General features: G+C 56.4%; 23 protein-coding genes. 9 read left to right on the top strand and 14 right to left on the bottom strand.

The features are described from left to right. Positions 1-101 precede the first annotated feature (101 nt). The 4 genes from CQ011_RS00390 to CQ011_RS00375 all read left to right on the top strand — a co-directional run bounded on the left by CQ011_RS00390 (position 102) and on the right by CQ011_RS00375 (position 4,648). Positions 102-1,352, top strand: coding sequence for a thiolase family protein (locus CQ011_RS00390; RefSeq protein ID WP_286161032.1), 1,251 nt, complete (start codon positions 102-104; stop codon positions 1,350-1,352). A 10-nt stretch (positions 1,353-1,362) separates the two neighbouring features. Then, positions 1,363-3,477: a 3-hydroxyacyl-CoA dehydrogenase NAD-binding domain-containing protein gene (locus tag CQ011_RS00385; protein WP_105673618.1), complete on the top strand. Its 2,115-nt coding sequence runs from the start codon at positions 1,363-1,365 to the stop codon at positions 3,475-3,477. Between the two features lie 154 nt (positions 3,478-3,631). After that, positions 3,632-4,099, top strand: coding sequence for a QcrA and Rieske domain-containing protein (locus CQ011_RS00380; protein ID WP_105673616.1), 468 nt, complete (start codon positions 3,632-3,634; stop codon positions 4,097-4,099). Between the two features lie 72 nt (positions 4,100-4,171). Beyond that, a complete protein-coding gene (locus CQ011_RS00375; RefSeq protein ID WP_105673614.1) occupies positions 4,172-4,648 on the top strand; it encodes a Rieske (2Fe-2S) protein in 477 nt (158 codons plus the stop codon). 84 nt (positions 4,649-4,732) lie between these two features. On the opposite strand, the gene CQ011_RS00370 is transcribed toward CQ011_RS00375, so the two are convergent. Further along, complete coding sequence (locus tag CQ011_RS00370; protein ID WP_105673612.1) at positions 4,733-5,707, bottom strand: aldo/keto reductase; 975 nt, start codon at positions 5,705-5,707, stop codon at positions 4,733-4,735. A 137-nt stretch (positions 5,708-5,844) separates the two neighbouring features. On the opposite strand from CQ011_RS00370, the gene argG reads away from it, so the two are divergent. Then, a complete protein-coding gene (argG, locus tag CQ011_RS00365; protein WP_105673610.1) occupies positions 5,845-7,272 on the top strand; it encodes an argininosuccinate synthase in 1,428 nt (475 codons plus the stop codon). Positions 7,273-7,368: 96 nt separating this feature from the next. Here the strand turns inward: argG and CQ011_RS00360 are convergent, their stop codons facing one another. From CQ011_RS00360 to CQ011_RS00325, 8 genes are all read right to left on the bottom strand, one after another. After that, positions 7,369-7,704: a hypothetical protein gene (locus tag CQ011_RS00360; RefSeq protein WP_105673608.1), complete on the bottom strand. Its 336-nt coding sequence runs from the start codon at positions 7,702-7,704 to the stop codon at positions 7,369-7,371. A gap of 62 nt (positions 7,705-7,766) precedes the next feature. Further along, on the bottom strand, positions 7,767-8,336 hold the full coding sequence (locus CQ011_RS00355) for a hypothetical protein (RefSeq protein ID WP_105673606.1): 570 nt from the start codon (positions 8,334-8,336) through the stop codon (positions 7,767-7,769). 34 nt (positions 8,337-8,370) lie between these two features. Next, entirely contained in the window at positions 8,371-8,958 is a 588-nt protein-coding gene (locus tag CQ011_RS00350; protein WP_286161031.1) for a DUF402 domain-containing protein, read from the bottom strand. Next, on the bottom strand, positions 8,955-10,922 hold the full coding sequence (gene dxs, locus CQ011_RS00345) for a 1-deoxy-D-xylulose-5-phosphate synthase (protein ID WP_105674930.1): 1,968 nt from the start codon (positions 10,920-10,922) through the stop codon (positions 8,955-8,957). The genes CQ011_RS00350 and dxs overlap by 4 nt, the downstream gene beginning before the upstream one ends. A 179-nt stretch (positions 10,923-11,101) precedes the next feature. Then, positions 11,102-11,956 carry a phosphotransferase gene (locus CQ011_RS00340; protein ID WP_105673604.1) on the bottom strand — a complete coding sequence of 285 codons (855 nt, stop codon included), beginning with the start codon at positions 11,954-11,956 and terminating at the stop codon, positions 11,102-11,104. Positions 11,957-12,217: 261 nt separating this feature from the next. Further along, positions 12,218-14,926: an aconitate hydratase AcnA gene (gene acnA / locus CQ011_RS00335; RefSeq protein ID WP_096254285.1), complete on the bottom strand. Its 2,709-nt coding sequence runs from the start codon at positions 14,924-14,926 to the stop codon at positions 12,218-12,220. A 190-nt stretch (positions 14,927-15,116) separates the two neighbouring features. After that, the gene (locus tag CQ011_RS00330; protein ID WP_105673602.1) at positions 15,117-16,439 is read right to left on the bottom strand and encodes a class I SAM-dependent RNA methyltransferase; all 1,323 of its coding nucleotides are present in this window, start codon (positions 16,437-16,439) and stop codon (positions 15,117-15,119) included. 5 nt (positions 16,440-16,444) lie between these two features. Then, the gene (locus tag CQ011_RS00325) at positions 16,445-18,460 is read right to left on the bottom strand and encodes an APC family permease (RefSeq protein ID WP_181147942.1); all 2,016 of its coding nucleotides are present in this window, start codon (positions 18,458-18,460) and stop codon (positions 16,445-16,447) included. Between the two features lie 145 nt (positions 18,461-18,605). Here CQ011_RS00325 and CQ011_RS00320 point away from each other — a divergent pair, with 145 nt between their 5' ends. After that, positions 18,606-19,280, top strand: a complete 675-nt coding sequence (locus tag CQ011_RS00320) for a potassium channel family protein (RefSeq protein ID WP_105673600.1) — start codon at positions 18,606-18,608, stop codon at positions 19,278-19,280. 19 nt (positions 19,281-19,299) lie between these two features. After that, complete coding sequence (locus tag CQ011_RS00315; RefSeq protein ID WP_105673598.1) at positions 19,300-19,965, top strand: potassium channel family protein; 666 nt, start codon at positions 19,300-19,302, stop codon at positions 19,963-19,965. Here CQ011_RS00315 and CQ011_RS00310 read toward each other — a convergent pair. From CQ011_RS00310 to dut, 4 genes are all read right to left on the bottom strand, one after another. Beyond that, positions 19,962-20,651 (bottom strand): DUF3159 domain-containing protein, encoded by a 690-nt coding sequence (locus tag CQ011_RS00310; protein WP_105673596.1) that lies wholly within the window; start codon positions 20,649-20,651, stop codon positions 19,962-19,964. The two genes, CQ011_RS00315 and CQ011_RS00310, sit on opposite strands and share 4 nt — an antisense overlap. 63 nt (positions 20,652-20,714) lie before the next feature. Continuing rightward, the gene (locus CQ011_RS00305; RefSeq protein WP_105673594.1) at positions 20,715-21,089 is read right to left on the bottom strand and encodes a hypothetical protein; all 375 of its coding nucleotides are present in this window, start codon (positions 21,087-21,089) and stop codon (positions 20,715-20,717) included. A 4-nt stretch (positions 21,090-21,093) separates the two neighbouring features. After that, on the bottom strand, positions 21,094-21,777 hold the full coding sequence (locus CQ011_RS00300) for a DUF3710 domain-containing protein (protein ID WP_105673592.1): 684 nt from the start codon (positions 21,775-21,777) through the stop codon (positions 21,094-21,096). A gap of 38 nt (positions 21,778-21,815) precedes the next feature. Then, positions 21,816-22,274 (bottom strand): dUTP diphosphatase, encoded by a 459-nt coding sequence (gene dut / locus CQ011_RS00295; RefSeq protein WP_105673590.1) that lies wholly within the window; start codon positions 22,272-22,274, stop codon positions 21,816-21,818. Positions 22,275-22,406: 132 nt separating this feature from the next. Here dut and CQ011_RS00290 point away from each other — a divergent pair, with 132 nt between their 5' ends. Beyond that, the gene (locus CQ011_RS00290; RefSeq protein WP_105673588.1) at positions 22,407-22,937 is read left to right on the top strand and encodes a DUF3093 domain-containing protein; all 531 of its coding nucleotides are present in this window, start codon (positions 22,407-22,409) and stop codon (positions 22,935-22,937) included. 56 nt (positions 22,938-22,993) lie between these two features. Here the strand turns inward: CQ011_RS00290 and CQ011_RS00285 are convergent, their stop codons facing one another. Further along, positions 22,994-23,296 carry a DUF4193 family protein gene (locus CQ011_RS00285; protein ID WP_105673584.1) on the bottom strand — a complete coding sequence of 101 codons (303 nt, stop codon included), beginning with the start codon at positions 23,294-23,296 and terminating at the stop codon, positions 22,994-22,996. A gap of 240 nt (positions 23,297-23,536) precedes the next feature. Between CQ011_RS00285 and sepH the strand changes: the two genes are divergently transcribed. Next, positions 23,537-24,589 (top strand): septation protein SepH, encoded by a 1,053-nt coding sequence (sepH, locus tag CQ011_RS00280; RefSeq protein ID WP_105673582.1) that lies wholly within the window; start codon positions 23,537-23,539, stop codon positions 24,587-24,589. Positions 24,590-24,669 lie beyond the last annotated feature (80 nt).

The raw sequence follows: 24,669 nt of genomic DNA, 5'->3' as shown, positions 1-24,669 counted from the left end.
ACTTCAAGTTACTCATGAGTAACGTATGGTTTAGGTCACTGTGATACTGACCACTGCCCCTGATCTCTGGGCAGCCTAAACCTATCCCAAGGAGCCCGACGGTGAGCGTCAACACTACTTCCGTGTCCGCACCCGCGCACACCTCACTAGAGGACCGCGATGTCGTTTTCGTCGATGGGGTACGCACCCCATTCGGACGAGCAGGCGAGAAGGGCATCTATCACGGAACACGCGCCGATGACCTTGCGGTCAAAGCCGTTCGTGGCCTGCTGAGCCGCAACCCCGAAGTTCCGGCCGAGAAAATTGATGAAATCGCCATGGCTGCCACGACGCAGACCGGTGACCAAGGCCTAACCATTGGGCGCACCGTTGGATTGCTCTCGGGGATTCCAGAGTCGGTACCCGGATTCGCCATCGACCGCATGTGCGCCGGCGCTATGACCGCGGTTACCTCGCTAGCTGGCGGCATCGCCTTCGGCTCCTACGACGTAGTGATCGCCGGTGGCGTCGAGCATATGGGCAATCACCCTATGGGTGCTGGGGCAGATCCAAACCCACGCTTTCTGAGCGAAAAGATCGTGGACCCGCAAGCACTAAACATGGGCAATACCGCCGAAAACTTACATGACCGGTTCCCCGCAATCACCAAGGAACGCGCAGACAGCTACGCGGTCGCCTCTCAGCAGAAGCTAGCCAAGGCCTACGAGCACAACCAGATCCAGCCGGATCTGGTGCAGGTTGCCGCGCAACGACCTGGTGAAGGGTGGGCGGTCAACACCGTCGACGAACCACCACGGCCAAATACCACCATGGAATCCCTCGCCGATTTGCGCACCCCTTTTCGCGCCCACGGCCGAGTCACCGCGGGTAATGCTGCGGGCCTCAACGACGGTGCCACCGCAGCGATGCTCGCTAGCGGGGCGGCCGTACGTGAGCTTGGATTAACCCCAAAAATGCGCATGGTCTCCTTTGCCTTCGCCGGGGTCTCCCCCGATGTGATGGGCTACGGACCGGTCCCCGCCACTGAAAAAGCATTGGCCAAGGCCGGACTGAAGATTTCAGATATCGGATTGTTTGAAATCAACGAGGCCTTCGCCGTGCAGGTGCTCTCCTTCCTCGACTTCTACGGTATTGACCAGAACGATGAGCGAGTCAACCGTTATGGTGGCGCGATCGCCGTCGGTCACCCATTGGCCTCCTCCGGGGTGCGACTGATGACCCAGTTGGCTCGCCAATTCGAAGAAGATCATTCGGTCAGGTACGGAATCACCACCATGTGCATCGGCTTGGGCATGGGTGGCACCGTAATTTGGGAGAACCCAAACCACGCAGATTTCGGCACGAAGGCTTAGGGAAGAGAACATGACACAAGATTATTCGGCAGTCACCGACCTCATGCACGACGAAACCGTGACTCACTCCTTCACCAAGGATGTGCAGCTGCCAGATGGCAAAACCTTGGTGCTACTGACCTTGGATAACGGGCTGGATCATAAAAAACCCACCACCCTGGGCCCAAGCGGACTGATCGAACTGCGTGCGGAACTTGAAAAGCAGGCTGCGCGCGCCAAAGCGGGAGAAATTCACGGTCTCGCGATCACCGGTAAGCCGTACTTCTTGATCGCCGGTGCGGATCTGTCCGCGGTCACCCGCCTCTCCGCGCCTGAGCATGCGACCGCTATGGCTACGCTGGGTCACCGTGCCTACGACCTGCTAGCAGACCTGGGCGTCCCTACATTTGCCTTTATCAACGGACTCTCCCTGGGCGGTGGACTAGAGATCGCGTTGGCCTGTAACTACCGTACGGTCAGCACCACCGCCGGTGCACTGGGACTACCAGAGGCCTTCCTTGGACTCATCCCAGGTTGGGCCGGCGTCTACCGCTTGCCGCGACTTATCGGTCCGGAAAATGCGTTGAAGGTCATGGTGGAGAACCCACTAAACAACAACCGCACGCTCTCCGGTCCGGCAGCTCACAAGCTTGGCGTCGCCGATGCCTTGTTCGAGCCAGCGGACTTCATCGAAAATTCGGTCAAGTTTGCCGGCTCGGTTCTGAGCGGTGAACGTGAAGTACAGCGCGAAAATTCGGTGGATCCTAGCGACCCAGAGGTGGCACGCCGCTGGTTGGAGGCCGCAGATCGGGCAGAAAAGTTCGTTGATGCGAAGCTTTCCGGCGCAACCCCCGCCCCATACAAGGTGCTCGAGGTGTTCCGCAAGGGCATGACGCTCACCCAGGCGCAGTCCGCAGACCTAGAAATCGCTGCGCTGACCGAGCTGATGGCCACCCACGAGTTCAAGAACACCGTGTACGCGTTCCTTGACCTAGTGCAAAAGCGTGGCAAACGTCCCGCCGGGGCGCCTAGTGCCAAACTTGCTCGACCGGTTACAAAGGTGGGCGTGGTTGGTGCCGGCTTGATGGCAAGCCAGCTGGCCTTGCTCTTCGTGCGCCGACTGAACGTTCCGGTGATCATCACCGACCTTGATCAGTCTCGCGTAGACAAGGGTCTTGCCTACATTCACGGTGAAATCGACAAACTCCACGCCAAGGGTCGGATGAGCCAGGACGCGGTCAACCGCGCTAAGGCTTTAGTGAGTGGTTCGGTGACCAAGGAAGCGTTCGCGGACGCAGACTTTGTCATCGAGGCCGTCTTTGAAGAGCTCAATGTCAAGAAGCAGGTGTTTGCCGAGGTTGAAGCGGTGGTATCTGCCGAATGCATCTTGGCCACCAATACCTCCTCACTATCCGTCACTGAGATGGGCAAGGATCTGGCCCACCCTGAGCGCCTGGTCGGGTTCCACTTCTTCAACCCCGTCGCCGTGATGCCGTTGTTGGAAATCGCAGCAACCCAGTGGACTAACGAATCAACGGTGGCCACCGCCTTTGCCTTGGGTAAAAACCTCCGCAAAACTACCGTGCGCACCAAGGACGCCACGGCATTTGTGGTCAACCGCGTGCTACTACGTTTGATGAGTGAAGTTCAGGCAGCATTCGATGAGGGCACCGACGCGCTCACTGCAGATACTGCGCTGCGTCCAATGGGACTGCCGATGACTCCGTTCACCTTGCTGGCCATGGTTGGTCTGCCCGTGGCACAACACGTCAACGAGTCGCTCAATGCGTCCTTCGGGGAGCGTTTTGCGGTCTCAGAGAATCTGGGCAAGTTGATCGATGCAAAGATCACCACCTTGTGGGCGAAGGATGAAGCGGGTGCCCAGGTGCTCAACCCCGCGCTGGAGGGATTGCTGAGCTTTGGCGATAAGCCTTCTACTAAGGAACAGATCCTGACCCGTGTGCAGGACGCCTTGGCCGAAGAAATCGGCTTGTTGCTTGCCGAAGGTGTTGTGGCCGAAGCTGCCGACGTTGATCTGTGTATGATCACCGGCGCCGGTTGGCCAATGCATCTAGGCGGGATCACCCCATACCTCGATCAGGTTGGAGCCTCGGACCGAGTCAATGGGAAGAAGTTCAACTCCTAATTTCCCGTTCTACAAATACCCCGTGTGGCTGTTATTCCTTTAGTGAATGACAACCACACGGGGTATTTGGATTTCGCGCTCATTAGCCTGTGACTTGCTACGCAGAGGGGCTACGGCTTAGCTTTGCCACAGGTTAATCTGAGAGACTCTAGCTATGACCGATATTGCTCGCCCCGCCCGCCGTACCGTAATGTGCGCTTCCGCACTTCTAGGCTCCAGCGCATTACTGACCGCCTGTGGCAGCGGAGAATCCGCCGCTCCTAACCCCACACCGGGACAGGTACCCCAAGCCGCCGGCGAAGCGCAGACAGTACTACCCTTAGCCGACCTTCCAGAGAAGGCACGGGCACAGGTTGTTGCCAAAGACCCAGCTACGGGCGAAGAGATCGGCGTATTGCTCTTCCGCAAGGACGCAAAAACCGTGCTGGCCTATTCGAGTATCTGCACTCACCAAGGATGTGCAGTGACCCCGAAGTCTTCCAAAAACGATTTTTACTGCGCCTGCCACGGTTCACGCTTCAGTCCCGCAGACGGTTCGGCGACCGCTGGACCAGCTATCGAAGCCCTGCCTCGCTATGCTTGCGAAATCAAGGGTAAGGACATCGTCGTATACCTGGGCTAGGTCTGGCGAGGAAGAGAAATAAATAGTTCGCGTTCTAGTGTTTTTTGCCTCGGACTCTGCCACACTTAGCCCATGAATTCTCCTTCGAAGCCCACTCGTCGCACCCTTCTAGGTGCTGCCGGCGCCACAGGTCTTGGGGTGGCACTCACCGCTTGCAGCCCTAGCTCCTCGCCCGATTCAACGGAACCAGCCAGTGCAGCACCCAGTCCCGACGGGGACGGTCAACAGGTGATGCCTAGCGATCAGCTAGCGGAGTTGGGAAAGGCCGAGGTCACCGTACGAGGGCCTGCCAGCGGCAAGGACCTTGGCGTATTGCTCTATCGACCAGATGCAAGCACTGTTTTGGCTTACTCGAATATCTGTAGCCATCAGGGATGCGCAGTGGGCACAGAAACTCCCGAAGCGAATTTTTATTGTGCTTGCCACGGCTCACGTTATAACTATGAAGACGGCAGTGTGCTCGCAGGACCTGCGCCGCGAGGACTTACTCGCTACGCCGCGAGCATCAAAGGAAAAGACATCGTGGTTTATCCACCGCTAGACGCCTAAGCAAGAGCTCAATAAGTACCTCACGCAGGGAATCTCACCAGCCTTGATGAGATTCCCTGCGTTCGTGGTGAGTGAAGATTCAGCTTAGAACAAGGCCACCTTCTGTGGGCTAGAGAAGATCTGGTTGATTTCTTCGCGCTCGGTATCGGTGGGGACCCAGCTAATAGCCTCTGCATTGGCCGTGACCTGCTCCGGACGCGTCGACCCGGCAATGACCGAGGATACTGGCTCTTGGGCCGCGAGCCAGCAGAATGCGAGCTGCGCTGGGGTGAGATCTCTGTGCGCAGCGAATGCAGCAAACTTTTCCAGCTGCTCGAAGTCACTGGTTTCGAGCAAGCCCTGACGAGCGTGTGTCAGTCGGCTTCCTTCCGGAGCCTGCCCCTTGGAATACTTTCCAGTCAGCAAACCATTTGCCAGCGGGAAGTAAGGCAACACGCCAAGCCCGAATTCCTTTGCTGCGGGCAAGACCTCCAGCTCGGCTCGGCGATCAATAAGGTTGTAATGATTCTGCGCCGAAATAAAGCGTTCGGTGCCCAACTCACGAGCCACATACTCGGCCTGCGCAATTTGCCAGCCAGCGCGATTTGAGTGCCCAAGATAACGCACCTTTCCGCTGCTCACCAGATCATCGAGGGCTTTCAGCGTCTCCTCAATGGGGGTGTTCGCATCAGGGGTATGAAATTGGTAGAGGTCAATGTGGTCGGTTCCCAATCGACGCAATGAAGCTTCTACCGCATTCACGATGTATCGCCGAGATCCGCGAGCGTCAAAGTCTGGACCATTCACTCCCTTCATATCCATGCCAAATTTGGTGGCCAGCACGATGTCTTTACGTGCATTGCCCAGCGCCTTGCCAAGGCGTTCTTCGGATAGTCCAGGCTCACGCCCATAGCTGTCGGCGACATCAAAGAGGGTGATTCCTGCATCGAGAGCGGCGTGGATCACCGCGTCGGTTCCGGCTTGTGATTCCGTGGCCGTTCCTGGGCGCCCCAAGTTGTTACAACCGAGTCCAACAACCGAAACACTCAGACCACTGCGGCCAAGCTGACGAAATTCCATGAGCACCTCTTTGATAATTTGCGCGGTGCCGCTTCACTTAGGCGGCGACTTACCCATAGGCTATCGGGTAGGACGGTGTGCTGAACATTTCACACCTCGATTCACTGTGTTGCATATTTATCCATTAGGATGGAAACATGTCAAAAGTCCTCACCTCTCTCCCTGTAGGCGAACGCGTCGGTATCGCGTTCTCCGGCGGCCTTGATACTTCGGTCGCAGTTGCCTGGATGCGCGACAAGGGCGCCATCCCTTACACCTACACCGGCGATCTGGGCCAGTACGACGAGCCAGACATCGATGCAGTTCCAGACCGCGCTCTGGAATACGGTGCCGAAGCCTCGCGCCTGGTCGATTGCAAACCAGCCTTGGTTGAAGAAGGCCTCGCAGCACTTGCTTGTGGCGCCTTCCATATTCGCTCCGGCGGAAAAGCCTACTTCAACACCACCCCACTGGGCCGTGCCGTCACCGGCACCCTGCTCGTTCGCGCAATGCGCGAAGACGGCGTGGATGTCTGGGGCGACGGGTCGACCTACAAGGGTAACGACATCGAGCGCTTCTACCGTTACGGCCTCATGGCCAACCCGAAGCTGCGTATCTACAAGCCATGGCTTGACCCAGCATTCGTCGCTCAGCTCGGCGGACGCTCGGAGATGAGTGAATGGTTGCAGGAGCACGGTTTCCCATACCGTGACTCGGCAGAAAAGGCTTACTCCACCGACGCCAACATCTGGGGTGCAACCCACGAGGCGAAGACCCTAGAGTTGCTGGACACCTCACTTGAGGCAGTCGAGCCAATTATGGGTGTGAAGTACTGGGACGAATCGGTTGAGGTTAAGTCCGAAGATGTTTCGGTCACCTTCTCCGCCGGCCGTCCGGTAGCCATCAATGGCAAGGAGTTCACCGATCCGGTGGCCCTGGTCAACGAGGCGAACATCATCGGTGGCCGTCACGGTCTGGGCATGAGCGACCAGATCGAGAACCGTATCATCGAAGCGAAGTCGCGCGGCATCTACGAAGCACCTGCTATGGCGCTGTTGCACATCGCTTACGAGCGCTTGGTCAACGCGATCCACAATGAGGACACCGTAGCCAGCTACCACAACGAAGGTCGCCGTCTGGGCCGCCTGATGTACGAGGGTCGCTGGTTGGATCCACAGGCTCTAATGCTGCGCGAGTCGCTGCAGCGTTGGGTCGGTTCGGCCATCTCCGGTACCGTAACCGTACGTTTGCGTCGCGGCGATGACTACACGATCTTGAACACCGAAGGTGAAAACCTTAGCTACCACCCGGACAAGCTGTCCATGGAACGCGTAGGTGACGCAGCCTTCGGTCCACTGGATCGTATCGGTCAGCTAACCATGCGTAACCTAGATATCGCCGATTCACGCGGTCGACTGGAACAGTATGCAGGCATGGGCTTGGTTGGTGGATCCACCGCGAAGCTGGTTGGTGCACTGGAAAATGGTGGAGCAAACGACATCGTCGACGCCTCACCGGTCGACGAATCGGGTCTAGCAACGGACCGTGCCATCGAGTCCGCAGCATTTGACTCCGGCACCGACTAAGGATTTTTAGTCAATAACAATAAGCCGGCCAGAACATCAAAAGATGTTCTGGCCGGCTTATTTTAACCACCAAGATTCGAAAATTCTTAGCTGCAGTTAGGCTTCGATCAATGTCAGCAGTGAGCTCACGGCGATCGTGAAACCAACCAGCGCGACCAGGCGCAAGATCAGCCGGATACGCGCACCGGTTTTTGTATTCGGTGCCGGCAAACGGAATCCCTGCTCCACGATCCACGCGGCAAGCACCACGAACACCCCAGCTAGGGCCACCTGTACGTGCGAGACCTCGCTCAGTAGCGAGGTGATACCAATACCAACAATTACGCCGAGGCAAGCCTGAAACACCAAGTGTAGAGGTGTGCGTGTAGCACCAAATTGCGATGTCTTACGCTTGGCCCCCGGGGTTTCGTCCCGGTCCTCTTGAGGAATCATCTATCCTTTGTCCTTAGTTCATGAAGAACCTAGTGTGGGCCGGAGTCCCGGCCCCATGGTTTTTAGCTCAGCGAAAACGGCTTGGCAGGCATTGGGTGCGCCATCTTGACCGCTTCGATATTGTCGTATGGGGCAACTCCGACACTCATCTTGGTGGTATCCAATTTGGCGTCACGGACGCACACCTTCACCGAGGCTACGGCGAGTTTAGGAGCCGGCGAAAGGATCCGAATGTTGAGCTTGTTGGGTGCGAAATCACTTGATTCCACGGTCCCTAGTCCACGCCAGGCCAGATGTCCGGTGAGCGCTTCCTTGGCTTTTTTCTCCATGTAGCGGTCACGCTCGGTACCTTCTTTGGTTTTGAGCGCATACTGCACAATGACCCAGCTCTGCTCTTCGGCTGGGATCTGCTCATAGCCATCTTCTTCGCAGGTAGCGAGGAAGCCGGCGAAAAGCTCGTCGGCTCGTTCTACCTTGACGTCTTGAACATCGCTGGTCTTTGACATGTGCCCCACGGTTCCGTGATTAATCACGAACTGGCCCAGCTCTTCTTCATCAAACTGCTGGTACCACGCTTCGCGGAACTGTAGTTCGTTCTTCTCGTCCAGGCGGTAGGTGCGAATAATCGCCATCTTTTTGTCCTTAGTAGTGGTGATAATGCTGGGCTCAACGTGGAAGTTCCGCGACCTTTGCCAGCCAAATCTGTCGGTGTGAGTCAGTGAAAGGTGGTAGGTTTTCCGCTACCTTGGCTATGAGTGACGCGCTGGTCTCGCGCATCTGACGCTGTAGTTCTTCGGGGTAGTTCATCTTCAACGAGTGCTCTTCAAACTCATCTTCATCGTCTAAAAAGGTGCCACGAGTACGTGAGCGAATGACGTCGAGATCCATATCGACGGAATTTACTTCCCATCCCCCACGGCGTAGCTGATGCCACCCAATCGAGGTGGCCAGATCGATATAGACGTCAAAATCGTCGGCTGGATCCGAGTAGAGGGTAGCAACCCAGAAACCATGGTGCGGGATGAGGCAAAGCGCATCGGTCAGCGCCAAATGTGCGGTGCCTGGACGTGCTACCAGGGAACCAGCCGGTTGGTGCAGCCAATGACCGTGCTCATCGGAGCCAAGATAAAATCCGGGGACCACCCAATGCGGCGTGCCATCGTATTTCCAGGCGCGGCTGACAATGAGCGAGCCGAAACGCACCGGTTCCGGGGTGCGCGTCAGTCCGGTGGGAAACGGCATTGGTGCGCTCACAGCTTGGGGATCTGACCAGTTGGTAAATCTTGTCCAGGCAGCGGCCGCGCGAACGGCACCTTGGTTCCAAGCACCTGAGCTAAGGTGTCCCGGGCCACCTGCTGAGCGGTGAGTCCCACCCGTTCAAGTACCTGTGCGCGGGTTCCGTGGGCTAAGAATTCTGTAGGTAGACCGACTTCGTTCAGTGCCGTGTCTACTCCGGCTGCCCGCATCTCGGTGCGCAAGCGGGAACCGACGCCTCCGGCGCGCACGCCATCTTCGATGCAGACCACGATACGGTGGCGAGCGGCGAGCGAGACGACCGAAGCTGGAACGGGCAGCACCCAGCGTGGGTCAACGACGCTCACCGAGATGCCTTGGCTGTTCAGCCTTTGTGCCACGTCCAGCGATAATTCGCTCATGGCACCTACCGAAACGATCAGCACGTCTGGGGCGGCCCGATCTCCGAGGCGAGCGAGCACGTCAACCCCGTCAGGCAACCGATCAATCGCCTCAACTTCTTCACCGACCGAGCCTTTAGAGAATCGCACCACGCTTGGTGCGTCATCGATAGCCAGTGCTTCGCGCAGTTCTTCACGTAAGCGTGAAGCATCGCGAGGCGCGGCCAGATGAAGATTTGGCACGATCTGGGTCAAAGCCATATCCCACATGCCGTGGTGGCTGGGGCCATCTGGACCGGTGACTCCGGCGCGGTCCAATACGATGGTCACGCCGGCCTTGTGCAGGGCAACGTCCATTAGGAGCTGATCAAAGGCACGATTTAGGAAGGTCGCGTAGACGCAGACCACTGGGTGAAGACCACCGAAGGCTAAGCCAGCGGCGGCTGTCATCGCGTGCTGCTCGGCAATACCAACGTCGATGACGCGCTCTGGGTATTTGTCTGCCATTTTCTTCAGGCCCACCGGCTGCAACATGGCCCCGGTGATTGCCACAATGTCATCACGTTCGTCGGCAACTAAAGCAATTTCATCGCCGAAGACGCTGGTCCAGCTTTTGGCTCCCCCGCTGGATATTGGGACGCCTGTTTCTGGGTCAATGACGCCGACCGCATGGAACTGGTCTGCCACGTCTGCGATGGCCGGAGCATAACCATGACCCTTTTCGGTCAACGCGTGCACGAGTACGGGGCCACCGAATTGCTTGGCCTGGAGTAATGCTTCTTCAACGGCGCGCTGGTTATGACCGTCGATCGGGCCAATATATTTCAGCCCAAGGTCCTCAAACAATCCCTGTGGGGCCCACCAGTCTTTAATTCCCTTTTTGGTGGCGTGCAACGACTTGTAGGTGAAAGTTCCTACGGCACCCGAATCTTTGAGCTTGCCCTTGAGCTTGCTCATGGCATCTTCGTAGGAAGGGTGAGTGCGGAACTTATCTAGTTGCTGACGCAGCCCGGAGAGCTGGTTGGCGAGGCCGCCGATGGTTGGCGCGTAGGAACGCCCGTTGTCGTTGACGACAATAATTGCCTTGCGGTCTTTGTCAGCGGCAATATTGTTGACCGCTTCCCAAGCCATGCCACCGGTCAGCGCACCGTCGCCGACTAGCGCGATGGCGTAACGCTCGGTCTGCTTACGAAGTTTGTTGGCTCGCGAAATGCCATCAACCCAGGACAGGGAGGCGGAAGCGTGTGAGGACTCGACGATGTCATGCTCGGACTCGTTGCGGTCGGGGTATCCGGCTAACCCGCCTTGCTGGCGCAAGGTGGTGAAGTCTTTGCGTCCGGTAAGTAATTTGTGGACGTAGGACTGATGTCCGGTGTCAAAAACGATGGAGTCGGTCGGTGAATCAAAGACTCGGTGGATGCCTAGCGTCAGTTCAACAACACCCAGGTTTGGGCCGAGATGGCCGCCGGTACGCGCAACGTTGGCGATGAGGAAGGCGCGGATTTCTCCTGCGAGATCTTCCAACTGGTCCAGGGTGAGAGCCCGCAGATCGCTAGGCTTATTGATGGTCTCCAATAAAGACACTGTCATCCCCTTTACATGTTCGCCCATTACGGACCGGTCAATCCATGCGAAACACTTATTATAGCTTTCGCAGGACTCTTTCCATTATCCGTCACGTTTGGGTATGGTGCGAATTTCCTGACAATGACCTTGGCTACTGTCACTGTAATTTCGCGCCGGGTCGGGTGTTTTTGGGTTTCTCAGAACAGTTCTAGCGCATCTGACAGCATCTGGTGCCCCTGCGCTTCAAAGTTGTTGTCTCCTACTTCATAGGCCCAGACCGCGGTGCCGATTGCTTCGCGTAACGAGATGATGGGCCAAGTTCGCGAATCTCGTGGATCATCTCCGTATCCTTCAAGGAACGCGGATTCCAATTCTGGTGCATCTTTGAACTGCTGGACGGCTAACCGGTTCAGATCGCTCGACGCAGGACGAAAGTCGAAACGCCCAAAATCAATGATGTGAAGACTGTCCCCATTAATGATCCAGTTGCGTGGTTGCCAGTCACCATGGGTTGGTACCAACAGGGCAGGCTCGGTGCGATATTCATGCAGTGCAGTACTCGCACGCGCTACGAGGTGCGAATCGATTCGATGGTCATCGGCAAGCCAGCTAAGGCATTTGCGAATGAAATTCTCCTCGTAGTTCCCGTCGTTGTACGAAGATTGCTCATGGATAAGCCGCAACGCAAGTCCGGCTTGCACATGGATTTCTGGATCCAATGCGGCCGGCGAATGATCACATAAGTACCCTGGCAAATAGTCCAACACCAAAAGTCGTAAGGATTCATCGACAAAGCGTGCCTGGGCAGTTATTCCTCGCTCAACCAGTGGTCTTGTAAACCTCGCGTGAGCTACAAATTCGCGTTGCAGGTGATGATTGCGCGGTCCAGCCGTTTTGAGGATATATTGGCGTCCACTCGAACGAAGCTGCAGAACCTTGGTGTCAGTTAGACCCCACGAGAGATCTGCGACAAGTTGTGGTGCGGTGAGCCATTCTTCTATTCGTGCGGCTTGGTCTTCGTTGAGCAGTTCTTGGTGCCAGCTATGACTCATGTTCCAAGCTCCTTGTGCGGTTCACATTCCATACTAAGGAGAATTTTCACCTTTTATAGGCTTTCGCAGTGACTCTTGCTAGAAGCAAATATCGTCGCTGACCGCGGCTTTCGGACGCTGAATACTGCCGGTGCAGCTGCCTTAAGTAGGCTTGGCGTGAGTCTGCGAATGAGTTCTAGTTAAGCGACCGAAGGCCTCAATGCTTGCGCTTTGAGGCCTTCGGGTTGTTCCAGAAGCTGAAACTAACTAGTGGTCAAGACCTTAGTTAGAAGCTGCGATCTGACGCAGGACGTACTGCAGGATGCCACCGTTACGGTAGTAGTCTGCTTCGCCTGGGGTGTCGATACGCAGATCCGCATCGAACTCGGTGACCTTGCCGTCTTCGGCGGTAGCGGTCACCTTCAGGGTCTTCGGGGTGGTGCCGTTGTTCAGCTCGGTCACGCCGGAGATCGAGAAGCTCTCGGTACCGGTTAGACCCAGCGAATCGGCGGACTCGCCCTGTGGGAACTGCAGTGGCAGAACGCCCATACCGATCAGGTTCGAGCGGTGGATACGCTCGAAGGACTCGGTGATGACGGCCTTGACACCCAATAGTGCGGTGCCCTTGGCAGCCCAGTCACGCGAGGAGCCCGAACCGTATTCCTTACCACCAAGAACGACCAGCGGGGTGCCGGCTGCCTTGTAGTTCTCCGCAGCGTCGTACACGTACGACTGTGGAGCGCCATCCTGGGTGAAGTCGCGGGTGAAGCCACCCTCGACGCCGTCCAACAGCTGGTTCTTGATGCGGATGTTCGCGAAGGTACCGCGGATCATCACTTCGTGGTTACCACGGCGTGAGCCGTAGGAGTTGAAGTCCTTGCGATCCACACCGTTTGCAATCAGGTACTGACCAGCCGGGGTTTCCGACTTGAACGAACCTGCAGGTGAGATGTGGTCGGTGGTGACCGAATCGCCAAGCTTTAGCAGAACACGAGCAGCGGAGATATCCTCAACCGGTGCTGGTTCGGCGGTCATGCCGTCGAAGTAAGGTGCCTTACGTGCGTAGGTCGACTTCTCGTCCCACTTGAAGGTCGAGCCTTCTGGGGTGTCAAGGGCCTTCCAGCGGTCGTCACCTTCGAAGACGCCTTCATAACCCTTGGCGAACATGCCTTCGTCGATCGAGGAATCAATGATTTCCTGAACCTCAACAGGCGATGGCCAGATGTCCTTCAGGAAGACGTCGTTGCCCTCGTTGTCCTTGCCCAGGGAATCGGTTTCGAAGTCGAAGTCCATGGTGCCGGCCAGTGCGTAAGCGATAACTAGTGGCGGGGAAGCCAGGTAGTTCATCTTTACGTCTGGGTTGATGCGGCCTTCGAAGTTACGGTTACCCGAAAGAACTGCGGTGGCTGCGAGGTCGTTGGTGTTGATTGCCTCGGAGATCTCGGCATCCAATGGACCGGAGTTACCGATACAGGTTGCACAACCGTAACCAACCACGAAGAAGCCAAGCTTCTCTAGGTATGGCATCAGGCCGGACTTCTCGTAGTACTCGGTAACAACTTTCGAGCCCGGGGCGACCGAAGTCTTGACCCATGGCTTGGAGGCCAGACCCTTGTCGGCAGCGTTGCGTGCAAGAACTGCAGCGGCAAGCATGACCGATGGGTTGGAGGTGTTGGTGCACGAGGTGATCGAAGCGATCGAAACCAAACCGTGGTCGATGGTGAACTTCTGACCATCTTCCTTGGTGACCTCAACTGCGGTCGATGGACGTCCAACACCCTGGGTGTCTTCGGTGTTCGAAACGTAGTTGTGGATGTCCTTGCGGAACTGTTCCTTCGACGAGGACAGCTCGATGCGGTCCTGTGGACGCTTCGGGCCGGCGATCGATGGAACGACGGTGGAAAGATCCAGCTCGAGGTATTCCGAGAAACGGATCTCGCGGCTTGGATCGTGCCACATGCCCTGTTCCTTGGCGTAAGCCTCAACGAGGTCCACGTTCTCCTGGCTACGGCCGGTGAGGCGCAGGTAATCCAAGGTGACGTCGTCAATTGGGAACATTGCGGCGGTGGAGCCGAATTCTGGGGACATGTTGCCGATAGTTGCACGGTTAGCCAGTGGCACTGCTGCCACGCCTTCACCGTAGAACTCAACGAACTTGCCAACAACGCCGTGCTTACGCAGCATTTCGGTGATGGTCAGCACCACGTCGGTTGCGGTCGCGCCGGCTGGGATGGAGCCAGCAAGCTTGAAGCCAACAACGCGTGGGATCAGCATGGAGACAGGCTGGCCGAGCATTGCTGCCTCGGCCTCAATGCCACCAACGCCCCAGCCCAGCACGCCCATACCGTTAACCATGGTGGTGTGTGAGTCGGTGCCGACACAAGTATCTGGGTATGCGCGCAGCACGCCGTCAACTTCGCGGGTCATCACGGTGCGAGCCAGGAACTCGATGTTGACCTGGTGCACAATGCCGGTGCCTGGTGGGACGACCTTGAAGTCGTCAAATGCGGTCTGACCCCAACGCAGGAACTGGTAACGCTCACCATTGCGCTGGTATTCGATTTCCATGTTGCGCTCAACGGCGCCTGCGAAACCAAAGGTATCGATCTGCACGGAGTGGTCGATGACCATTTCGGCAGGTGCCAGTGGGTTCACGCGGGTAGGATCGCCACCCAGTTCCTGAACTGCCTCGCGCATGGTTGCAAGGTCAACGATGCAAGGCACACCGGTGAAGTCCTGCATCAGCACGCGGGCTGGCGTGAACTGGATTTCAGTGTTCGGCTGAGCCGATGCATCCCACTGGCCTACGGCCTTTACGTGGTCTGCGGTGATGTTCGCACCATCTTCAGTGCGAAGCAGGTTCTCAAGTAGAACCTTCAAGCTGTAGGGAAGGCTTTCCGAGCCTTCGACCTTATTCAGTCGGTAAATTTCATATTCGGTTCCCTTGACGTCAAGTACGCCCTTGGCACCGAAACTGTCCACTTTACTCATTGGGACTCCTCTCGCCAGACACTCATTCTTTATGCATGCTCAAACATAATTCCAGTTAGGCGCTCCTAACTGAGAATGTCATATTTGTATTGCTGCAGAGCTAACACCAGTCTATCCGCAACTGGGAGAAAATGCCGGATCCGCAGAAATTTTACGCTTAATTTGTGGTTCAAGCGCTTAAAATCATCGTCTAACGGCGGACGAACAGACCAATCGACTCCATATGGTGAGTATGCGGGTATAAATCGTGAATCTCCATGTGATCTAATTCGTAGCCACGAGCCATCAAACGGGCAGTATCGCGGGCAAAAGCTGCCGGGTCACACGAGACGTAACAAATGCGTGGAACACCGCTAGTAGCCAATTCCGCTGCTGACTGCTTATCCAAACCGGTGCGTGGTGGATCCAAGACCACCGCGTCTAGCTGAGCCTCGCGAGCCAGCTGGCGCATCAAGCGTTCTACCCGGCCGCGTGTCACGGTAACCTGTGGGGTCTGCGCTAGATTCTTCTTCGCATCCGCGTGAGTTCCCGGTGCACCTTCGATGCTAAAGACCCGGCCTTGGGGTCCCACTGCTTCGGCTAGCGGCAAGGAGAAAAGTCCCGCGCCGGCGTAAAGGTCGGCGATGACTTCGCCAGATTCCGGGGCCGTAAGGTCCATGACGCGCTCGGTCAACAGCGTTGCGGCACTGCGGTGCACCTGCCAGAAACCTTCACCGGTAATGCGGAAGGAATTGCCCAATACCTGCTCTGTGAGCCAACCGTTGCCGGTGATAACTTCGAGCTCGCCTTTACCGTCAGCCGCAGAACCACCCATCTGGCTAAAGACGGCAAGGTTGACGCCTTCTGGAAGTTGCTTCGCCACACGCAATGCAGCGCCTGGGCGAACTTCTGAAAGCAGCACGAGCACCGTGGAATCGTCCTGGCTTGAAACCGCGACTTCCACCCGATCGATTCCGCTAAAGTCCACGGTGTACAGCCCTATGGCCTCGATCCCAGGATGCGCCAAAGGCATCTGGGTAATCTCGGTCAATTCATTGCTGCGAAAACCGCTCATGGCCAAGCGGCCGTTCTCGGTCACCGAGTAGGACATCCGGGTACGCCAGCCAAGACCGTCCGAATTTCCGGGTACTGCCTGCACCTCTGGGAAATTGTAATCTTCGGCCTTTAGCCCACCCAGACGAGTCAGCTGTTCCGCGGCCACCTGCGCTTTGAGCACACGCTGGTAATCCAGGCTAATATGGCCAAATTCTGCTCCGCCCACCGGATCGCGGTGAGTCAGCGCATCGGCCTGATCCCAGACATGAGGCACTCGATGTTCGCTGGCTTCGAGTACCTCAACAACATCGGCGCGCCAAAACTTGGCGGCTTCCCCGGCATCGGTCAACACCACGTTGACCAGTTCGCCGGGAATCCCATGGCGGACAAAGATTACTCGACCTTCATGGCGTGCCACGGTGTGTCCACCGTGGGCAATGGAGCCCAGGCGTAGTTCTAAGGTTTCGGGAGCGTTCATAAGTATCATCCTTCGTGAGGTGAGGTATTTCGGTGTGCCGAGGATTCCTCGGTCGGGGCACCGAGTAGTGCGTCGGAAGAGCTCAGCAGGCGCCAAGGCACCGAGGCGATGAGCACTCCAGGTTCGTAGTGAAGTCGGTTTTTGACCCGTTGGGCGGTCTGGTTGTGCACCAGTTGCTCCCACCAGTGGCCGACCACGTATTCGGGAATGTAAACCACGATGAGATCCCTTGGCGATTCCCGCCTAATCGACCGAATATGTTCGATCAAGGGTCCGGCTATATCGCGGTATGGAGAGGCCAGCGCGGTGATCGGAACCGGGATCTGCAGTCGATCCCAGGTGGCTAAGGTACGCGCGGTTTTCTCCGCTTCGATATCCACGATGATCGCTTCCAGCTTTGATGGACGCGAGGCCCGAGCGAAAGCTAGGGCGCGTAGCACCGGTTTACGTACCGTGGACACCAGTACCAAGGCGTGAACTCTTGCCGGTAGCGCGGTGGCCGAATGCTCATCATCAATCGACAATTCGCTGTCGACCTGCTGGTAATGACGTTGCAAAGATTCCATAATCAACGTCAGCGCTACGATGCCCAGCACCGCAATCCAGGCTCCATGAACAAACCGCGTGGCAAGCACAACCACCAAAACCAGCAGCGACAAAATCAAACCGATCAGGTTCAACAGACGCTTGCGACGCTTCGCCGCACGGATCTTCCGGTCGGTCACTGTCACGAGCACCCGGGACCAATGTTTGAGCATGCCCAGTTGGCTAAGTGTGAAGGAAACAAACACTCCGACCACATACAGCTGCACCAGGATTGTTACGTCGCCGTTGAACAACAGAATCAGAACAATGGCAGCAAGACCCAAAGATAAGATGCCGTTGGAAAATCCTAGGCGATCCCCTCGGGTGCGTAGTTGGCGCGGCAGAAAGCCATCGGAGGCTAAGTGGCTGGCGAGGTTTGGGAAAGAGTTAAAAGCTTGGTTTCCGGCCAGTAACAGTACCGCGATGGTCAGAATCGAAACCACCACGGTGCCGAGGAAAAAGTTTCCAAATACGGCCTGGGCCAGCTGGCCCAGCACCGGTATTTGCACATAGGCCTCGGAGATAGGTTCCCCGTCTAGCATCAGTGCGGTCTGCGGATCGGCGACTACCTTGATGCCTGTAGCTCGCGCCAGCATCAACGTGCCCAGGGTGAGCACGCCGGACAATAGCCCCATGGCCAACAGAATGCGACCCGCATTTTTGGCGCGCGGTTTGCTGAGGTAGTGAACGTTGGAAATCGGTACTTCGATTCCGGTTAGCGCCGCCGAACCTGTGGAAAAAGCGCGCAGAATCAGTAACGCCCCAACGACTCCATGCATACCGGTGGCAAATTCTTGTTCCGGGATGATTGTAAATTCGGCGCTAGGGGCCAACCCTAAGTTTCCGGTGAAAGCCAGCACGGCACCGACGGCAATCATCACCAGCATGCCGCCGACAAATAGATACACCGGAATTGCCAAGGACCAACGTCCTTGGCCTCGTCCTCGCAAGTTTGCAACGACGAGGAAGGCAACAATGGCTGAGGCGACCGCGGCACGGTGATCCTCTAAGGCCGGGAAAACACCCGACAGGTACTGCGCCGCAGAAGAACTGGACACAGCAACAGTCAACACGAAGTCGACCAGGAGCGCCGAAGCCACGGTGGTTCCCGAGCGGGGACCTAAGTTCTTCCGGACAATCTCATAGTCTCCCCCACCTGATGGGTAGGCCTCTACCGACTGACGGTAAGAGAGCACCAGCACCAGAAGCACCACGAGTACCGCAACGCCCACAGCTGGTGAAAGCATCGTGGCGGCGATTCCGGCCATGGCAAGGGTCAACAAAATTTCATCAGGCGCGTATGCCAAGGATGACAGCGCGCTGGAGGAGAAGATCGGCAAGGCGATCTTAGGTGGGACCGGTTTACGTTTAAGCTGTTCAGTGCTAAACGGTCGGCCCACGAGGATCCTTTTGAGACCATCAAATAAAGCAGGCACGAGATAACGTTATCTCAGGGCACGGCCTAGACAGTAGCGTTGGGTCAATGATGTGCTTCGCACCAAAGGCTATTGTTGCTTTCGGAGCTGTACATTGAGCAGCACAAGAAAGTTTTACTGGTGGTAAGAAAGCAAGGAGTTGGCGGTGGCGCACTTTGTGATCATGGGCTGTGGACGCGTAGGCGTTGCGCTGGCTCATACGCTAGACGGAGCCGGGCATTCGGTGGCCGTCATCGATCAAGACCCCGAGGCTTTTCGCCGGCTAGGACAAGAGTTCTCCGGCAGCAAAGTTATTGGCCTCGGCTTTGACCGAGACACCTTAGTCGAAGCAAAAATAGAGGAAGCTTATGCCTTTGCAGCAGTTTCCAGCGGTGATAATTCCAACATTCTTGCCACCCGCGTAGCCCGTGAAAGTTACCACGTACCCCATGTTGTGGCACGTATTTACGATCCGGGACGAGCAGAAATTTATCAGCGCCTAGGAATTCCTACGGTCGCAGCGGTGCGTTGGAGTACCGACCAAGTGCTGCGACGCATCTTGCCGGACTACTCGATGCGCGGAGATTACCGCGAACCATCGGGACGGTTGATGCTGACCGAGGTCGCCTTGCATCGCGACTGGTATGGCCACCTCGTCAAAGAAGTCGAGGAAGCTGCCGGGGTTCGGGTGGCCTACCTGACTCGTTTCGGCGAAGGAACCATTCCACAAAGCCGCACGCGACTGCAGGGCGGCGATTTGGTGCACGTGATGATGAATTTGGACCAAAGTAAAGACGTCGAAAAAATCCTTGCCAACGCACCGGTCGCCGCCAGCGACTAAGACTAGAGAGCTAATCCACGTGAAAGTTATGATTGCCGGCGCCGGGTCGGTAGGCACCTCGATTGCCCGCGAGCTGGTTTTGAATTCTCATGAGGTACTGGTCGTTGATCAGAAAGCCGAAATGGCCGAACGCGCTGACCTGGACAATGTCCAATGGCTCATTGGAGATGCTTGCGAGCTGGCGGTATTACAACGCGCCAAACTCGAAGAATTTGATGTGGTTGTCTCTGCCACGGGTGATGACAAGGTCAACTTGGTTGTCTCGCTGTTGGCGAAGAGTGAGTTTGGTGTCCGCCGTACCGTGGGACGAGTGAACCATCCAAAAAATGAGTGGATGTTTGATGATGCGTGGGGTGTCGATGTCGCTGTCAGCACCCCGCGATTGATGACTGCATTGGTCGAGGAGGCCGTGGAGGTAGGCGACCTGGTTCGGCTACTGACGCTCAAAAGCGGCGAGGTTCATATGGCGGAGTTCACCGTGCCCCACGACTCCGAGCTGATCGGCCGCACCCTAGGGCGCGTGACTTGGCCACACGACACCACAATTGTGGCGATTGTGCGAGACAAGGCACCTTTCCCACCTAGCGATGATGATGTTATCGAGGGCGGGGATGAAATCTTCTTCATCACCACTCCCGAAGCCGAAGCGTCCTTGCGGACCACGTTGCGCGGGAAAAAGCGTTAGGACTTCTCCGGGGCCGGGCGTGAGACCAGCCATGCGAACCACAGTCCGGCAGCGTACAGTGGCACGCCCATCAGTGCGCGAGCCAGGCCCAAGGCCACTACGTTGTCGGCAAAGTACATCGGCAGTTGCACTGCCAATCGCGCGATAAAGACCGCGATGATGATCCAAGTGGCGATGGTGTAGCGGCGTAACCTGCCCGGTTGCTGCCGCCATTCGGTTCCCTCGTTGCGAATGAAACCGAAGAGCACTCCTGCTAGCGGCCATTTGATGACAATCGAGATGACAAGAGCTACCAAGTATCCGGCACCGATGAAGAAGCCTGGAACGTAATAGTCTCTAGCTTCCCCACTGGACCGGGCAGCAAAGGCACAGATCAGGATGCCGATCAGCCCACTGGCCGCCTGCACCAATGTCGTTTTATTGATCAGCCGCACAATCATGAAGATCACGCCAAGCCCGATCGATGCGATCAGCGCCCAGGACAATTCGCGGCTTAACGCAAAGACCATCACGAACACGAAGCCTGGAATTACCGTCTCAAGAATTCCGCGCATGCCACCGACGCTGGCGATCACGTCGATCCCGCCGTCCGCGTTCTGCGATAGCTTTGCGTTCTGGCCGAGGCTGGAAGCTAGCGAGTGCTCCTTGGGAGCTTGCGACTCACTTGGCTGTTCTTCGTTATTCATTGTTCTCACTTCTGCCTCGGTCGGTCCTCAATACCTGGTACCCGACTATTTTGGACGTCGCCACTACCCGTGGCTTACCGGAACGATCAGATATCGGGGATTAAAGATACTGGGGACCTGATCAACTGGGGCCACCATGCCCGCATATTTGATTTTCACTCCAGGCTTGATTCCAGGTACCTGTTTTTGTCCCATGAAGAGTAACTTCACATGCGCTACGGTGCGCTGTCGACCGGTAGCAGCGGCTAACTGGTCAACTACCACGGCAGTGAGCCGCGGTGGAGTATTCGGGGCCGAGTAGCTAACCGATTGGATATACCCGATGTGCTCGATACGCCCCTTGTCGGGCAGCTCGGACAACGAGTCAAGATGCCGATGAGCTGGTCTTGATTCTCTGCCACCAAGCTGTGCCGATAAGAGTGCAGGCTCGCAGGACATGTCCTTAGCCGATCTGAGTTATTTCGGGGCCACGTTCCGGACGAGTAATTTCCGGCGAAGGAGTCTCAACACGTGTATTGGCGTTACTTGGCACGTTCAATGGAAGAAGCTCGGCCGGAGGCAGTGGCTTGTCCCCACGGTTGACCACGACGCTGCGCAGAAGGTTATCGATGACCTCGGTGGCACTCTCGTCCCCGATGGCTGCCCCGCCCACCACGGCGCGCAGGAACCAGCGCGGACCATCAACACCAACGAAACGCAGGGCTACATGTCCGGCACGGCCATCTGGAAGCTGCTGTGGAACCTTAGCTAGCAGCTCTTCACCATGTTCGCCTTCGCGGGAGAAAATTTCTCCATTCTGTTCGCGAATGTCACCGGTGATTTTCTCGCGGATTCCGGGCCATAGCGACTCCGACTTTGACGAGGCAAAGGCCATCAACTGCACGCGTGATTCGGCGATTTCTAGAGAAACAGCAACAACTCGCTGATTCGCCTGCTCGATATCCATGCGTACCTTCATACCTGGAATCGGTTTAACAAGAATCGAACCGAAATCGAGGTAGCTGTCGGTATCTGGCACGTCACTTATGTCGAAGGGACCGGCACTCGTCTCAGGCTCCGTGGAGCTTGAGGCAGTGGTTGGCTCTTCGACCGGATTTGCTTCCGACTTCTTACGCTTGAAAATCATGATGTCCTTAAATTTTGCGCTCTCTACATCAAGAGTACTTAGTTCGCGGTAAATCCGCCGGTTGAACCGAAGCCGCCGGTTCCGCGAGCAGTGTCATCTAGCGTCTCGACTTGCTCGAATTGAGCAAGTTCGACTTTCTGGATGACGAGCTGTGCGATTCGATCCCCGCGCTGCACTTCAAATGCGTTGCTGTTATCCGTATTTAATAGTGTGACCATGATCTCGCCACGGTAGCCTGCATCTACGGTACCCGGTGCATTGACCACTGTAATTCCATGCTTGGCTGCCAAGCCACTTCGTGGATGAACTAGGCCCACGTAACCGTGCGGAAGCGCGATCGCCAGACCGGTGCGGATCAATGCCCGCTCACCTGGTTGGAGCACTGCGGACTCGCGAGCATGCAGGTCAGCTCCGGCGTCTGAGGGGTGCGCGTAGCCTGGTACCGGCAAGTCTGGGTCCAGCATCTTGATCTTTACTGAAATCGTCGGCTCGTTCATGAGTTTTGCTTATTCCCCCGAGGAATTGTGTGGTCATTTTCTACCTGCCCAACTCTATCGTGAGCAGTTCAACCCGACCGCCAGTTTTTGCGGCGGTTCATAGCCAGCGAAATAGTGCCTAAACTGGAGGGTATGAGTACTCCCAGCCCAGAGGCTTCAAATGTTTTATTCCGTGAAAAGCTATGGCCGTCGGCCGGCACATGGATTTGGCCTTTATTGATTGCCATCACCGCGGGTGTTGCTATCGCACCGATCAGTGTCCCGTGGGGTTACGCCACCGGGCTGATTGTCTTAGTCGCCATCGTAGTCATCTTCTTGCTGAAGGTTCCCACCCTGGAAGTCACCGGCGAAAACCTCACCGTAGGTCGCGCGACCATCGAGCGTAAATTTGTCGGCGAAGCGGTCGGCTACCGTGGCGAAGAAGCTTTCAAACAACGTGGTCAGAAGCTACACGGTTTAGCCTTTATGAACCTGCGCGGATGGCTAGATGCGGTTGTTTGCATCGAGGTGACTGATCCACGCGACGAGACACCTTACTGGATCACCTCTACACGTCGTCCAGAAGAGCTGACCGCGGCCCTCAACGGTGTGATGTATGAATACACCGAAGAAGGCCAGCGTGAGTCTGAATCTCACCACGCCGAAAAACCAACAGACGATTAGCGCCTAAGTAATTCAGACGTTCTTGTGACAGACATATTGCATCGAGTCTTGCGAGGTTACCCTTCGCACTCGGTGCAATATTTTTGTTCCTGCTCTTCACGCGCCAGCTGCGAACGGTGACGCACCATGAAGCATGAGGCACAAGTGAATTCGTCGGCTTGCTCCGGAACGATGTCAACATTGGCTTCATCCTGACCGGCTTCTCCACCTGGCAGGATGAAAGCTTCGGCAAGTTCGGCTTCATTCTCATCGATCAGGTTCGCGCTTGCAACGGTGCCTAATTTTTTTGCCGCGGCCAACTGCTCGGCACGGGACCGGTCTTGACTGGTCTCGCGTGAAGCAAGGTTTTTGTTGACCATAATCGTTTCTAACTCTTTTCTTCTGGCGAAATGCTCGCTACCGGGAGCCTGTTGGCAAACAACGGTACCGGCCTAAAAGTATAACGTTTAACAGGGCACAACATTCCCTCCGGTGACACGGAGGACCCAAAGTGATATGAACTTGAGACGAATCTTGCGCCACACCCGGGGCGGTGGTAGGAAATTGGGCCCATCAGTGGCAGAGTTTTACTCAGGAAATAGACCGTGTGGAGGGTAGTAATGCGTCAGCTGAGACTGGTAGGAATTCATGAAAATGGTTCCAGCCTGCAGGTCAGCAGTGACGATGGGATGAGTTTTGAACTTCCTGTCGACGATGCGCTGCGCAGTGCAATGGCCGAAATCGCCCGCGCGCGGGCGCCACGGAACCGAGATGAGTCTTCGGTTCATTCGCCACGTGAGATTCAGGCGCGGGTACGCGCCGGTGCATCTGCCTATGATCTTTCACTTGAGTGGGATGTTCCGGTAGAGCAAATCATCAAGTATGAGGGCCCTGTTCTCGCAGAACGCGAGCACATCGCAGAGTTAGCTCGTCGCGTTGAGGTCTCAGGACCACAAACCGACGCCGAATACCGCGAGGTCTTCGGCGAAGAGCCAGCGGATCTTGGATCAATGGTGGTGCATCGTCTGCACCAGTTGAATATTGATGCCGAGCACGCTCGCTGGAACTCCTGGAAAGATCCTGAAGGACAGTGGATTGTCACGGTCCAGTTTGATTCACCGTTGCACTCTGAAAATGTTGAGTCATTAGACAATGGTTCGAATGAGGACAAAGAAAATATCGCAAAGTGGGTTTTCACTCCGTCGCGTAAATCTTTGAAGAACCTGAACCGTTGGGCGCAGACCTTAAGTGAGCAGCAGGCTCCTGAGTACTTTCGCCCGATCGCAGCCGTAGGACAAACCGAGGCTCCATCTGCTCCGGCTCCGGCCTCGGAGAACAATGATTCCGAGGAACTAGTCAGCCTGCTCAACGCCCGCCGCGGTCAGCGAGCTCCCGGAGATCCTGCAAAGGATGACCGGTTGAACGAAATCATTGAACGCAGCATGAGTAAGTATGACAAGGATGAGGAAGATTCATTCCCTCATTTATCTCAGGGTGTGTCTTCAAGGACGTCGCAGCTGGTAGTAGTCACCGATAAGGATGATTCTGAAGATACCACCCAGGACGATGGCGGTTCAGCTGAAGATAACGCTCCGCGTAAACCAAAGCGGTCTTCTGTTCCCAGCTGGGATGACATCATGTTTGGAAAGCGTAAAAAGGACACCGATTCTTAAATAGTCGGATCCGCGAATAGTGAGAGGCACCGTGCAAATATTCTTTGCACGGTGCCTCTCACTTTTAATGTGTGCGCATT

Origin of the sequence: Arthrobacter sp. MYb213 (assembly GCF_002979915.1) — a bacterium.
In the GTDB taxonomy this organism is placed as follows: domain Bacteria; phylum Actinomycetota; class Actinomycetes; order Actinomycetales; family Micrococcaceae; genus Glutamicibacter.
The sequence above is the reverse complement of the archived record's forward strand: the minus strand, read 5'-3'. Positions and strand labels throughout refer to the sequence as shown.

Excerpts from the sequence above, each read along its gene's own strand:
- CQ011_RS00385 (WP_105673618.1), top strand. The coding sequence starts at position 1,363 with ATGACACAAGATTATTCGGCAGTCACCGACCTCATGCACGACGAAACC.
- CQ011_RS00380 (WP_105673616.1), top strand. The coding sequence starts at position 3,632 with ATGACCGATATTGCTCGCCCCGCCCGCCGTACCGTAATGTGCGCTTCC.
- CQ011_RS00375 (WP_105673614.1), top strand. The coding sequence starts at position 4,172 with ATGAATTCTCCTTCGAAGCCCACTCGTCGCACCCTTCTAGGTGCTGCC.
- CQ011_RS00370 (WP_105673612.1), bottom strand. The coding sequence starts at position 5,707 with ATGGAATTTCGTCAGCTTGGCCGCAGTGGTCTGAGTGTTTCGGTTGTT.
- argG (WP_105673610.1), top strand. The coding sequence starts at position 5,845 with ATGTCAAAAGTCCTCACCTCTCTCCCTGTAGGCGAACGCGTCGGTATC.
- CQ011_RS00360 (WP_105673608.1), bottom strand. The coding sequence starts at position 7,704 with ATGATTCCTCAAGAGGACCGGGACGAAACCCCGGGGGCCAAGCGTAAG.
- CQ011_RS00355 (WP_105673606.1), bottom strand. The coding sequence starts at position 8,336 with ATGGCGATTATTCGCACCTACCGCCTGGACGAGAAGAACGAACTACAG.
- CQ011_RS00340 (WP_105673604.1), bottom strand. The coding sequence starts at position 11,956 with ATGAGTCATAGCTGGCACCAAGAACTGCTCAACGAAGACCAAGCCGCA.
- acnA (WP_096254285.1), bottom strand. The coding sequence starts at position 14,926 with ATGAGTAAAGTGGACAGTTTCGGTGCCAAGGGCGTACTTGACGTCAAG.
- CQ011_RS00330 (WP_105673602.1), bottom strand. The coding sequence starts at position 16,439 with ATGAACGCTCCCGAAACCTTAGAACTACGCCTGGGCTCCATTGCCCAC.
- CQ011_RS00310 (WP_105673596.1), bottom strand. The coding sequence starts at position 20,651 with ATGAATAACGAAGAACAGCCAAGTGAGTCGCAAGCTCCCAAGGAGCAC.
- CQ011_RS00305 (WP_105673594.1), bottom strand. The coding sequence starts at position 21,089 with ATGTCCTGCGAGCCTGCACTCTTATCGGCACAGCTTGGTGGCAGAGAA.
- CQ011_RS00300 (WP_105673592.1), bottom strand. The coding sequence starts at position 21,777 with ATGATTTTCAAGCGTAAGAAGTCGGAAGCAAATCCGGTCGAAGAGCCA.
- dut (WP_105673590.1), bottom strand. The coding sequence starts at position 22,274 with ATGAACGAGCCGACGATTTCAGTAAAGATCAAGATGCTGGACCCAGAC.
- CQ011_RS00290 (WP_105673588.1), top strand. The coding sequence starts at position 22,407 with ATGAGTACTCCCAGCCCAGAGGCTTCAAATGTTTTATTCCGTGAAAAG.
- CQ011_RS00285 (WP_105673584.1), bottom strand. The coding sequence starts at position 23,296 with ATGGTCAACAAAAACCTTGCTTCACGCGAGACCAGTCAAGACCGGTCC.
- sepH (WP_105673582.1), top strand. The coding sequence starts at position 23,537 with ATGCGTCAGCTGAGACTGGTAGGAATTCATGAAAATGGTTCCAGCCTG.